13 protein-coding genes are annotated in these 11,080 nt (G+C 69.4%); 4 read left to right on the top strand and 9 right to left on the bottom strand.

What is annotated here, in order from left to right:
* Positions 1-900 (bottom strand): glycosyltransferase family 4 protein (locus ACOADB_RS01980; protein WP_378596233.1); only part of this gene is annotated, 900 nt, incomplete at its 3' end.
* Positions 901-1,021: 121 nt separating this feature from the next.
* Here ACOADB_RS01980 and ACOADB_RS01985 point away from each other — a divergent pair.
* The gene (locus ACOADB_RS01985; RefSeq protein WP_378596234.1) at positions 1,022-2,764 is read left to right on the top strand and encodes a TIGR03767 family metallophosphoesterase; all 1,743 of its coding nucleotides are present in this window, start codon (positions 1,022-1,024) and stop codon (positions 2,762-2,764) included.
* 52 nt (positions 2,765-2,816) lie between these two features.
* Here ACOADB_RS01985 and rlmN read toward each other — a convergent pair whose 3' ends face one another.
* The gene (gene rlmN / locus ACOADB_RS01990; protein WP_378596235.1) at positions 2,817-3,950 is read right to left on the bottom strand and encodes a 23S rRNA (adenine(2503)-C(2))-methyltransferase RlmN; all 1,134 of its coding nucleotides are present in this window, start codon (positions 3,948-3,950) and stop codon (positions 2,817-2,819) included.
* 64 nt (positions 3,951-4,014) lie between these two features.
* Positions 4,015-4,380: a hypothetical protein gene (locus ACOADB_RS01995; RefSeq protein ID WP_378596236.1), complete on the bottom strand. Its 366-nt coding sequence runs from the start codon at positions 4,378-4,380 to the stop codon at positions 4,015-4,017.
* Positions 4,381-4,507: 127 nt separating this feature from the next.
* Here ACOADB_RS01995 and ACOADB_RS02000 point away from each other — a divergent pair, with 127 nt between their 5' ends.
* The 3 genes from ACOADB_RS02000 to ACOADB_RS02010 all read left to right on the top strand — a co-directional run bounded on the left by ACOADB_RS02000 (position 4,508) and on the right by ACOADB_RS02010 (position 7,020).
* Positions 4,508-5,299: a tryptophan 2,3-dioxygenase gene (locus ACOADB_RS02000; protein ID WP_378596237.1), complete on the top strand. Its 792-nt coding sequence runs from the start codon at positions 4,508-4,510 to the stop codon at positions 5,297-5,299.
* Between the two features lie 98 nt (positions 5,300-5,397).
* A complete protein-coding gene (locus tag ACOADB_RS02005) occupies positions 5,398-5,793 on the top strand; it encodes a hypothetical protein (protein ID WP_378596238.1) in 396 nt (131 codons plus the stop codon).
* A gap of 60 nt (positions 5,794-5,853) precedes the next feature.
* Positions 5,854-7,020 carry a hypothetical protein gene (locus ACOADB_RS02010; protein WP_378596239.1) on the top strand — a complete coding sequence of 389 codons (1,167 nt, stop codon included), beginning with the start codon at positions 5,854-5,856 and terminating at the stop codon, positions 7,018-7,020.
* Here ACOADB_RS02010 and ACOADB_RS02015 read toward each other — a convergent pair.
* The 6 genes from ACOADB_RS02015 to ACOADB_RS02040 all read right to left on the bottom strand — a co-directional run bounded on the left by ACOADB_RS02015 (position 7,017) and on the right by ACOADB_RS02040 (position 11,017).
* A complete protein-coding gene (locus tag ACOADB_RS02015) occupies positions 7,017-7,901 on the bottom strand; it encodes a phosphatidate cytidylyltransferase (RefSeq protein WP_378596240.1) in 885 nt (294 codons plus the stop codon). The two genes, ACOADB_RS02010 and ACOADB_RS02015, sit on opposite strands and share 4 nt — an antisense overlap.
* Before the next feature lie 20 nt (positions 7,902-7,921).
* Complete coding sequence (frr, locus tag ACOADB_RS02020; RefSeq protein WP_378596255.1) at positions 7,922-8,476, bottom strand: ribosome recycling factor; 555 nt, start codon at positions 8,474-8,476, stop codon at positions 7,922-7,924.
* Positions 8,477-8,516: 40 nt separating this feature from the next.
* Positions 8,517-9,230, bottom strand: coding sequence for a UMP kinase (gene pyrH, locus ACOADB_RS02025; RefSeq protein WP_182377088.1), 714 nt, complete (start codon positions 9,228-9,230; stop codon positions 8,517-8,519).
* A gap of 78 nt (positions 9,231-9,308) precedes the next feature.
* Positions 9,309-9,596: a hypothetical protein gene (locus tag ACOADB_RS02030; RefSeq protein ID WP_378596241.1), complete on the bottom strand. Its 288-nt coding sequence runs from the start codon at positions 9,594-9,596 to the stop codon at positions 9,309-9,311.
* Between the two features lie 67 nt (positions 9,597-9,663).
* Positions 9,664-10,920: a hypothetical protein gene (locus tag ACOADB_RS02035; protein ID WP_378596242.1), complete on the bottom strand. Its 1,257-nt coding sequence runs from the start codon at positions 10,918-10,920 to the stop codon at positions 9,664-9,666.
* 1 nt (position 10,921) lies between these two features.
* Complete coding sequence (locus ACOADB_RS02040; protein WP_378596256.1) at positions 10,922-11,017, bottom strand: SHOCT domain-containing protein; 96 nt, start codon at positions 11,015-11,017, stop codon at positions 10,922-10,924.
* Between the last annotated feature and the right edge of the window lie 63 nt (positions 11,018-11,080).

An 11,080-nucleotide genomic window follows, 5' to 3' on the forward strand; every position in this document is an offset into this window, starting at 1 on the left:
TCCACCCTGGGCCGGGGCCACGACCGGGACGCCCGACGCGATCGCCTCCTGCGCGGACTGGCAGTAGGTCTCGTAGCGGCCGGTGTGGACGAACAGGTCGAGCGAGGCGTAGGCCCGGCTCAGGTCATCGCCGTGCAGCAGGCCGAGGAAGGTCGCCCGGTTGCCCAGGACACCGCGGAGCCGCTGCTCCTCGGGGCCGCCGCCGACGAGCACCAGCCGGTAGCGGGGGTCGTCGGCCAGGTGTGTGAGGAGGTCGAGCTCCTTCTCGGCTGCCAGGCGCCCGACGTAGCCGACGAGGAGTTGGCCCTCGGGAGCGAGCAGGCGGTGCAGCGCACCGTCGCGGTGCCGCGGGTGGAAGGCGGCCAGGTCGACGCCGCGGCCCCACCGGTGCACGGCCGGGACACCGAGCTCCTGCAACTGGTCGATGCTGGCGGTCGACGGCGCGAGGGTGCGGTCGACGTGGTGGTGGATCCGGCGCGTCAGGCCGGCCGCAGCGCGGACACCGCCCGGGACGTCGTACCGCTCGGCGAAGCCGACGAGGTCGGTCTGGTAGATCGCGACGGTCGGGATGCCGAGCTCCTCCGCGGCACGTGCGGCCTGGTAGCCGAGCGTGGCGGGCGAGGCGATGTGCACGACGTCCGGGCCGTACTGGAGCATCATCGCGCGCAGCCGGCGACGCGTCTCGAGGCCGACGCGGAAGTCGGGGTAGAACGGCAGGTTCGCACCGCGGGCGCGGCGCAGCCGGAAACCGGCGTAGGTGTCCGGACCGGTCGGCGCGACCAGCTCGGCCTCGTGCCCCTGGGCGGAGAGGTGCTCGAGGACCCGGCGCACGGAGTTCGTGACACCGTTGATCTGCGGAAGGAACGACTCGGCCACCACCATCACGCGCAGCTTGTTCATGGCAGGGACGCTAAGCAGCGTTCCGCAACGCTCGCCCACCGTTGCGCGTGTGTCGGGCGACCGCATCGTGAACGACTGGAATACGACGTGACCCGGATCACCTTTGCGTCGTTTGAGTCCCGTGGAGATCTCTCGTCGCCAGTTGATCCGTCAGACCATCGCCGCCGGCGGGCTCGCCGCAGCCGCTACCGCGCTCCCCGGAGTGGTGCGGGGAGGCGCTGCCTCGGCGGCGACCGCCGCGTCTGCCCCCGTCGAGAACGCGGCTGCGACCTTGCAGCAGACCTTCACGACAGGCACGCCCAACGCGCTCGGGTACCGCAAGGTCCTCGCCGTTGCCGGCGAGCCCCACGGCACGCGCACCGCCCTCGGCGTCGCGGCCGGTCCCGGTCGGGCGGCTGCGCGCCAGGGCCTGCTCGCGTTCGTCCAGCTCAGCGACGTCCACATCGTCGACGCCCAGTCCCCGCTGCGCCTGGAGTGGGTCGACCGGCTCGAGGACCCCGGCTCCCCCGTCGCCACGGGACTGCTGACGTCGTCGTACCGCCCCCACGAGATGCTGACCGGCCAGGTCGCGGACTCGATGGTGCGCGCCATCAACCAGGTCGAGAACGGCCCCGTCACGGGCCGGCCCCTCGCGCTGGCCATCCAGACCGGCGACAACTCGGACAACTCCCAGCTCAACGAGGTCCGCTGGAACATCGGCGTCCTCAACGGTGGCCCGGTCCGCTTCGACTCCGGCAACCTGACCCGCTACGAAGGCGTCGCCGACGGCAACGCGCTGACCTACGACACCGCCTACTGGCACCCCGACGGCGCACCCGCGGGCAAGCCCGTGGACCGCCCGCGCAAGGAGTACGGCTTCCCGGTCGTCCCAGGCCTGCTCAACGCCGCCCGCGCGCCGTTCAACGCCGAGGGCCTCGACATCCCGTGGTACTCCGTGTTCGGCAACCACGACGGCCTGGTCCAGGGCAACTTCCCCACCAGCACCCTCCAGCTCAACCTGCTCGCCCTCGGCGCCCTCAAGGTCGTGTCACCCCCGACCGGGATCAACCCGGCCGAGGTCCTCGACAACCTGATGAGCGACCCGGCAGCAGTCATCACGAACCTGCTCTCCGGCGTCACCAACGCGGGCATCCGCGTCGTCACGCCCGACCTCAACCGTCGCCTGCTGACGCGCAAGCAGGTCGTCGAACAGCACTTCTCGATGGGGGGTGCCCCGTTCGGCCACGGCTTCACCACGGCCAACCGCCAGCAGGGCACGGCGTACTACTCCTTCGACCAGGGCAGCTTCCGCTTCATCGTCATGGACACCGTCAACCCCAACGGGTACGCCGACGGCTCCCTGGACAAGACCCAGTTCACCTGGCTCTCGAACCTGCTGGCCGCCTCGGCCGACAAGATCGTCCTGGTCTTCAGCCACCACACGTCCGACACCATGGGCAACCCGCTCATCGCCACCGGCGGCAGCCTCGAGACGCGGGTCACCGGCGGCGCGGTGCTCACCGAGCTGCTCTCGCACCCGCAGGTCATCGCGTGGATCAACGGCCACACCCACACCAACAAGATCACCCCGCGCCCGCGCACCGGGGGCGGTGGCCTGTGGGAGATCACCACGGCCTCGCACATCGACTGGCCGCAGCAGGCCCGGATCATCGAGATCGCCGACAACACCGACGGCAGCCTGTCGATCTTCACCACGATGGTCGATCACACGGGCCCCGCGGCCAACGCCGACCTGAGCTCCCCGGCGGAGCTGGCTGGCCTGGCCCGCGAGCTCGCGGCGAACGACTGGCACGACCACAGCGGTGGCCTCGGTACGGCGGACGACCGCAACGTCGAGCTGCTGGTGGGCAACCCGCTCGCATAACGCTGGTCGAGTCACGCTGGTCGAGGAGGTTGCGCAGCAACCGCCTCCAGACCTACTCCACCGCGGCGAGCTGGCCGCAGGCGCCGTCGATCTCGGAGCCACGGGTGTCGCGGACGGTCGTCGGCACACCCTTGGCCTCGAGCCGGCGGACGAACTCGCGCTCGTCCTTCGGGTCGGACGCGGTCCACTTCGACCCCGGCGTGGGGTTGAGCGGGATCAGGTTGACGTGGACCCAGCCGTGGCCGCGCTCGTTGAGGACGTCGGCGAGCAGGTCCGCACGCCACGCCTGGTCGTTGATCTCGCGCATCATGGCGTACTCGATCGAGACGCGACGCTTGGTCTTCACGAAGTACTCGTAGGCGGCGTCGACGGTCTCCGCCACCGAGAACCGGGTGTTGATCGGGACCAGCGTGTTGCGCAGCTCGTCGTCCGGCGCGTGGAGACTGAGGGCGAGGGTGACCGGGATGCCCTCGTCGGCGAGCTGCTTCATCCGCGGCACGAGACCGACGGTGGAGACGGTGATGCCACGGGCTGACATGCCGTAGCCGTCGGGCGCAGGCTCGGTGAGGCGTCGTACGGCGCCGATGACGGCCTTGTAGTTGGCCATCGGCTCGCCCATGCCCATGAACACCACGTTGTTGACGCGACCCTTGCCGCCCGGCACCTCGTCACGCTCCAGCGATCGCGCACCGGCGAGGACCTGCTCGACGATCTCGGCGGTGGACATGTTGCGCTGGAGGCCACCCTGTCCGGTGGCGCAGAACGGGCAGGCCATGCCGCAACCGGCCTGGCTCGAGACGCACATGGTCACGCGACCGGGGTAGCGCATCAGGACGGACTCCACGAGGGAACCGTCGAACAGCTTCCAGAGTGTCTTGCGGGTGGTGCCCTTGTCGGTCTCGAGGGTGCGCAGCGGCGTCATCAGGTCGGGCAGCAGCGCCGTGACCAGCTCGGCGCGCTGGGCGGCCGGGAGGTCGGTCATCTGCTCGGGGTCGTCGGCGAGCCGCGAGAAGTAGTGCGTGGCGACCTGCTTGGCCCGGAAGCCCGGCAGGCCCATCTCGACCAGCAGCGCCTTGCGCCCGGCGGGATCGAGGTCAGCCAGGTGCTGCGGCGGCTTCTTGCGCCCGCGCGGCTCGTCGAAGACGAGGGGAAGGGGGCGTGGCCCGGAGCCTGGCTGGTCGGTCATGGTGGATCGATTGTCCCACCTGCGCCGACGGATGCCGAAACGCCAGGTCAGCGGCCCGCGAGGCTCAGGCGTCGCGCTTGAGCAGGAACCACAGCACGGCGCCGGCCACCCCGACCGCGACGATGAGCGTCGCCAGTGTGCCGAGCAGCATGTAGCGCGCAAAGCGGCGTGTGTGGTGGGGCACCAGCAGCCCGATGGGGACCACGAGGAGGAGCAGGACGAACGGGAAGAGCTCCTCGGCCCGGTGGTAGCCCACGAGCCAGCGCAGGACCGCGGCGTAGAGGCCGGGGACGACGATGATCGAGGCCATGCCGGTGAAGAAGCCGGCCAGCGGGAAGAAGATCGGGTGCCCGCGGTGGAACCAGTCGGGTCGCCGCGAGCGGTCCTCCGCCTCGATGCCCGCGTCGCGTGCCTGGTCTGCCTCGTCCATGTCTGGGCGATCGTATCGGTGCAGGCCACATGGCGCCCAACTCCCCGAACCGGTCTCGGCACGTCGGCGTGCCGGTCGTCGACACCGCGGAGTGATCAGGGGTTGACCGCTCTGTGACAGTGGTCCCGTGAACGAACCGCACCCGTCGCTGACGTACAGCCACTATCTCGCCCTCGACGAAGTCCTCGCGGCCCAGCGACCGCGCTCGGACGAGCACGACGAGCTCCTCTTCATCGTGATCCACCAGGTCTACGAGCTGTGGTTCAAGCAGATGCTCCACGAGCTCACCGGACTCCAGGGCCGCCTCGAGGACGGGGACACCCCGCGGGCGCTCCACACGCTCGGGCGGGTGCTGGCGATCCTCAAGGTGGCCGTCGCACAGGTGGACGTCCTCGAGACCATGACCCCGCGCCAGTTCACCAGCTTCCGCGGCCGCCTCGACGCCTCGAGTGGCTTCCAGTCCGAGCAGTTCCGCGAGCTCGAGGCGACCCTGGGCCGCCGGGACCGCCGCGTGTTCGAGCACTACCCCGAGGGCAGCGCCGGACGCGAGCGGATCGCCACCGCGATGTCCCGCCCGTCGGTGTTCGACTCGTTCCTGCGCTACCTCGTCACGCAGGGGTACGACGTCCCGTCGGTCGCGCTCGAACGCGACCTGTCCACCCCGTGGGAACCGTCCCCCGAGGTCCAGGCGCTGCTCCTGGCCCTCTACGCCGACGACGGTGGCGCGGCCCAGGTCGCCGAGCGCCTCGTCGACCTCGACGAAGGACTCCAGGAGTGGCGCTACCGCCACGTGAAGATGGTCGAGCGGACGATCGGCGCCAAGATGGGCACCGGCGGCTCGTCGGGCGCGACCTACCTCTGGAGCACCGTCACCCACCAGCTCTTCCCCGACCTGTGGGCGATCCGGAGCGAGATGTAAGCCTCCCCGGGTGCGGGTTACCACCGCCGGATCGGGTACCACCAGAACCGGTGCCGACAGGCACCAGTTCGATCCGACCGACAAGTGGAGGAACAGACGTGGCTCTCAAGAACCCGCTGGGCATGATCAAGGACGTTGCCGTCACATCGCTGAAGGCTCCCGTCGCGGTGGCCGGCTCGGCCGTGGGTCTGGCCAGGGCGACGACCGGCAAGGCAGCGGGGGTGGTGACCTCGCTCGTCACGGCGGGATCCGGCACCGAGATGCCGAAGAGCGAGTGGATCACCGACGAGATCGAGGTCCCCGATGTCACGGTGACGCCGACCGAGCCCGTGAACGTCATCGACGAACTCGGCCTCGACCCGGCGCCGGTCGAGAAGCCGAAGCCGGCCCGGAAACCTGCGAAGAAGCCGGTGACGAAGATCGATGCAACCGTCGACTCGAGCGATGTCGACGCCACGCCCGCCGATATCGCCAAGATCGTCTCGAAGGACTGACGGCCGGGCGAGAGCGCGCCGAACTGGCAGCGGCGCCCATCCCTCTGTGACAGTGGCCGCGTGACACTCGCACAGCACTACACCCGGTTCCGCGTCGACGAGCGGTTGCTGCTGACCGGCCATTCCCATCAGGCGTGGCCCGACGTCGCCCGCGAGGGCCTCCTCGAGGCGTACGACGACGCGGCCCTGGCGGTGGACCAGAAGTGGGAGCGGGCGTTCGCCCGGGCCGACCGGCTCCGTGACGGAGTCCGGTTGCTGCTGGGCGACCCGGAAGCCGAGGTCGCGCTGGGGGCGAGCACCCACGACCTCGTCGTGCGCTTCCTGTCAGCGCTCGACCTGCGCGGACGCCCGCGCCTGGTCACGACCGGCGGGGAGTTCCACTCCGCTCGCCGCCAGCTCGACCGGCTGGCCGAGGCGGGCGTCGAGGTGGTCAAGGTCCCGGCCCAGCCCGTCGCCACCCTGTCCGAGCGGCTCGCCGCTGCCGTGGACGGGCGTACGGCGGCCGTCGTGGCCTCCTCGGTGCTCTTCGAGACCTCGCAGGTCGTCCCGGGCCTCGCCGTCGTGGCCGACGCCTGTACGCGCCACGGCGCCGAGCTGCTCGTCGACGCCTACCACCAGCTCGGCGTGGTCCCCCTGTCCCTCGACGACGCCGGACTCGCCAGCGCCTGGGTCGTGGGCGGCGGCTACAAGTACCTCCAGCTCGGCGAGGGCAACTGCTTCCTCCGCCTCCCGGACCACACCGCAGGGCTTCGGCCCGTGATCACCGGCTGGTACGCCGAGTTCGGCGACCTCGAGCACGCCGCGGCCGGGACCGTCAGCTACGCCCGTGGCGCAGCGAGGTTCGCCGGGTCGACGTACGACCCCAGCAGTCACTACCGGGCGAGCCGGGTCCTCGACTTCTTCGCCGAGCACGGGCTCACTCCCCCGCGGCTGCGCGAGGTCTCCCTGCACCAGAGGGGGTTGCTCGCCCGGGCCTTCGATGACCTCGACCTGCCCGACGGCGTCGTCACCCGTGACCGGGAGACCCCGGCCGACGGCTTCGGTGGGTTCCTCACGCTGTTCGCGCCGGAGGCGGCGACGCTGCAGGCCGCCCTGGCCGAGCGCGGCGTGCGGACCGACAGCCGGGGGCACCACCTGCGGTTCGGCCCGGCGCCGTACCTCACCGACGACCAGCTCACGGCCGCGATGACGGCCCTCGGCGAGGTCGTCCGGGCCGCGCGCGGCTAGCGCGTGAAGACGCCGTAGTGCAGGAGCAGCCAGATCGGGGCGATCGTGGCCAGCAGTGAGTCGAGGCGATCCATCAGGCCGCCGTGGCCCGGGATCACCTGGCTCATGTCCTTGATGCCGAGGTCGCGCTTGATGACCGACTCGCACAGGTCGCCGAGCGTGGCCATGACGACCGCGATCAGCCCGAGGCAGACCCCGACCCACCAGTCGCCCTCGAGCAGGTAGACGACCAGCGCCCAGCCGGCACCCACGGTGCCGAGGAGCGAGCCGACGAAGCCCTCCCACGACTTCTTGGGCGAGATGACCGGCGCCATCGGGTGCTTGCCGAAGAGCACACCAGCGATGTAGCCACCGATGTCGGAGGCGATCGTCACGCCGATGAAGGTGATGATCCCCTTGACGCCCGCGTCGTCGAACCCGCCACCGGTGCGGCCGCCCTCAGCCAGCATCAGCGCCACGAAGGCGCCGAGGAAGGGGATGTAGATCAGCGCGAAGACCGAGGCGGTGGCGTTCTTGACGTAGCCGTCGATGCCGCGACGCAGGAGCCACAGCATGATCGCCAGCGCGCTCACTGCCGTCGCGGTGACCAGGGCGGCCGAGCCCCAGAGGTACGCCACGACGACCATCGTCACGCCGCCGATCATCAGCGGCTGCTCGGGCAGGTCGATGTCCTTGGCGAGCAGGCCCTTGCGCAGCTCCCACACGGCGACGACCACGGCGATCGCCACGATCACCATGAAGGCGGGCTTCCAGAAGGCCAGCGAGGCCGCGATGGCGCTCAGGAGGACGACGGCGGAAGCCACCGCCGCCTTGAGGTCACGGCCGGCCCGGCCGTGATCCTTCTTCGGGGCAGGCTCAGTCGACGGCGTTGTCGAGGTCATGTCGGTGCGAGGTCGAGGTCTCAGACCTCGAGGAGCTCGGCTTCCTTGGCCTTGAACAGCTCGTCGATCGCCTCGGTGTGCTTCTTCGTGAGGCCGTCCAGCTTCTTCTCGGCCCCGTTGACGTCGTCCTTGCCGACCTCGCCGTCCTTCTCGAGCTTCTCGAGGTTCTGCTTGGCCTTCTGGCGCACCTGGCGAACGGCGATCTTGCCGCCCTCGGCCTTCTCCTTGGCGAGCTTGATGAACTCCTTGCGGCGCTCCTCGGTGAGCTCGGGGAAGACGCAGCGCAGCTGCTTGCCGTCGCTGGACGGGTTCACACCCAGGTCGGAGTCGCGGATCGCGCGCTCCACGTTGCCGATCGCGCCCACGTCGAACGGCGCCACGATGATGATGCGGGCCTCCGGCGCGGTGAACGACGCCAACTGCTGGATCGGGGTCTGCGAGCCGTAGTAGTCGACCATGATCTTCGAGAACATGCTCGGGTGCGCACGACCGGCACGGATCGCTGCGAACTCCTCACGGGTCGCGTCGACCGACTTGCCCATCTTCTGGTCGGCTTCGTTGAGGGTGTCGTTGATCACCGGTTCTCCTTCATCGTTTCGCGCATCAGTTCGCGCGTCATCCTGCGCTGACCCGGGTGCCGATCTTCTCACCCTGCACGACGCGCAGGATGTTGCCTTCCGGCTCCATGCCGAAGACGATCATCGGGAGCTTGTTCTCGCCGCAGAGGGCGAAAGCGGTCTGGTCCATGATCCGCAGGCCCTCTGCGATGGCCACGTCATAGGTGAGCTCGTCGTACTTCGTCGCCGTCGGGTCGACCTTCGGGTCGGCGGAGTAGACCCCGTCGACACCGTTCTTGGCCACGAGCACGACGTCGCACTTGCTCTCGAGCGCGCGCTGGACCGCCACGGTGTCGGTGGAGAAGTAGGGCATGCCCATGCCGGCGCCGAAGATCACGACGCGGCCCTTCTCCATGTGGCGGATCGCGCGACGCGGAATGTACGGCTCGGCGACCTGGCCCATCGTGATGGCGGTCTGCACGCGGGTCTCGACGCCGGCCTTCTCCAGGAAGTCCTGGAGCGCCAGGCAGTTCATGACGATGCCGAGCATGCCCATGTAGTCGGCGCGGACGCGGTCCATGCCGCGCTGCTGGAGCTCGGCGCCGCGGAAGAAGTTGCCACCGCCGGTGACGATGGCGATCTGCACGCCCGCGTCGACGACGGCCTTGATCTCGTGCGCGATCGCCTGGACGACATCGGGATCGACCCCGACCTTGCCACCGCCGAAAACCTCACCGGAGAGCTTGAGGAGGACTCGCTTGTAGCCGGCCACCTGGGTCCTTCCTTCTCGATCGCCACGTCATGCGTCCCCACCTGCAGGGAGCCGTGCCGAGGTTACCGTGTCGGCGGCTCAACGGACCCTTTGCACCCGCCCGCGGTGCTTTCTGCTGTTGTCACCGTCGATGTTCGAGTCGCGTGTGCGCTCGATTGTGTCGACGACCTGCTCGCCACCCTGCACCGGCTGGGCCGCGATGATCGTGTCGCGCTCGAACTCGTGGGACTTGTCGGTGTTGCGGTAGTAGCGGAAGAACGCCCAGTAGGTCGCCGCACCGCCCGCCGGGCCGGCAGCGAGCAACCAGAGGGCGCCGTCGTCGCTGGAGGCGTGCGCCACCAGGCCCAGGATGATGTCGATGCTCATGCCGGGGTCCCCGATCGATTGTTCGTGGAGGAGCGAAGCGGGGGAACGAAGAATCGAGTGGGGTGGCTCATGCCGTCGCCACCAGGAATGCGCCGGCGATGCCTTCGAGGAAGGTCCCGACCGTGAAGGCGGCCAGCAGCAACTTCGGCTGGGACACCGGAATGCTGCCCATGGTCTCGCCGGTCCGGGCGTTGACCGCGATGTAGTGCAGGATCCCGTTGCTCTCCTGCTGGTAGGAGTAGAGCCAGACCGGGAGGTACATCGAGACCCAGCGCGAACCGCCGATGTCGATCTTCTCCTGCTCCCAGCGCACGCCGCGGTCGAACCTCCCCAGCGAACCGCTCACCTGGGACCGACCGATCGAGAGCAGCTGGTCCTCGAGGACCGGCTGCAGCCCTTCCACGTTGCGGTCGCGCTTCTCGCTGGTGAAGCCGACGAGGTAGTTCGCGTTCCACTTGACGGCGTTCTTCGTGTCGAACGGCAGGATCGTGTTGATGATGTTGTTAGTCTTGGCCCCGCTGAAGTCGGCCCGTTCGGAGGCGCCCTCGACGGTGAGGTCGTCGACGGTGAAGCTCACCTGCCGCGACACCGCATAGACGTCGGCGGCGTAGTAGGTGACCGTGTTGTCGCCGTGCTTCTCCGTCCAGCGCCGGGTCTGCACCTCGCCCTTGCCCCAGTACTGGGACTCCGCACGGGCGTCGATGACGAGGTACGGGAGATACACACCGAGGACGTTCTCCGGGACGAACTCCTTCTTGAACTGGCGGTGGGCGAAGAGCCGCCGCTTGGAGGCGAAGCCGCGGATCTGCTCGACCGCCTCCTCCTTGGTCAGCTTGAAGGGAAGGACCGCGTCCGGCACCGCTCCGTTGGGGATCTGCTGGTTGACGTTGAGGGTGTGCCGGCACCAGTGGCAGCGTGCGTTGAGCGAGTGGGCGGTGTCGACGATCACCTCGGCGCCGCAGGACTCACACTTGAAGGTGATCTGGTCAGCGGCGTCGGCCAGGATCTCCTCCGCACCGCTGGCGATGACCGTGCCCTCGAGCGTGTCGATGCCCTCGCCGAGGCCGAACTCCTCCTCGACCCGTGCCTCGTGCCACTCGTTGCGACAGAAGAGGCAGACCAGGTTGCCGGTCGAACCACGCAGGCGTACGTCGGTCGAGCCGCACTTCGGACACCGGTTGAGACCGTCCTTGAGAGACTCGTTGACGGTCTCGATGCTCGGTCCCGCCTCGGGCTCGGCCTTGGCAGCGGCGAGCTCCTCCTCCAGCGACAGCGGTGGGCCGTCGAAGGTGGGCTGCTGTGGATCTCCGGACTCTTCGGACATGTCAGAGCCCGAGTGCCTTCGCCTTTGCCGCGTCGTAGTCGGCCTGGGTGATCAGCCCGGCGTCGAGCATGTCCTTGGCGCGCTTGAGGACAGCCATCGGGTCGTCCGCGGCGGGTGCCGGGGCAGCCGGCGCAGCGGCGGCCGGAGCGGGCGCGGCCGG

It is taken from the genome of Nocardioides sp. CPCC 206348 (genome assembly GCF_048654705.1).
Taxonomy (GTDB): domain Bacteria; phylum Actinomycetota; class Actinomycetes; order Propionibacteriales; family Nocardioidaceae; genus Nocardioides.

What these genes read in the sequence shown, in the direction of transcription:
- rlmN (WP_378596235.1), bottom strand. Translation starts at nt 3,950, where the DNA reads ATGACCGACCAGCCAGGCTCCGGGCCACGCCCCCTTCCCCTCGTCTTC.
- ACOADB_RS01995 (WP_378596236.1), bottom strand. Translation starts at nt 4,380, where the DNA reads ATGGACGAGGCAGACCAGGCACGCGACGCGGGCATCGAGGCGGAGGAC.
- ACOADB_RS02015 (WP_378596240.1), bottom strand. Translation starts at nt 7,901, where the DNA reads ATGACCTCGACAACGCCGTCGACTGAGCCTGCCCCGAAGAAGGATCAC.
- ACOADB_RS02030 (WP_378596241.1), bottom strand. Translation starts at nt 9,596, where the DNA reads ATGAGCATCGACATCATCCTGGGCCTGGTGGCGCACGCCTCCAGCGAC.
- ACOADB_RS02035 (WP_378596242.1), bottom strand. Translation starts at nt 10,920, where the DNA reads ATGTCCGAAGAGTCCGGAGATCCACAGCAGCCCACCTTCGACGGCCCA.
- ACOADB_RS02040 (WP_378596256.1), bottom strand. Translation starts at nt 11,017, where the DNA reads ATGGCTGTCCTCAAGCGCGCCAAGGACATGCTCGACGCCGGGCTGATC.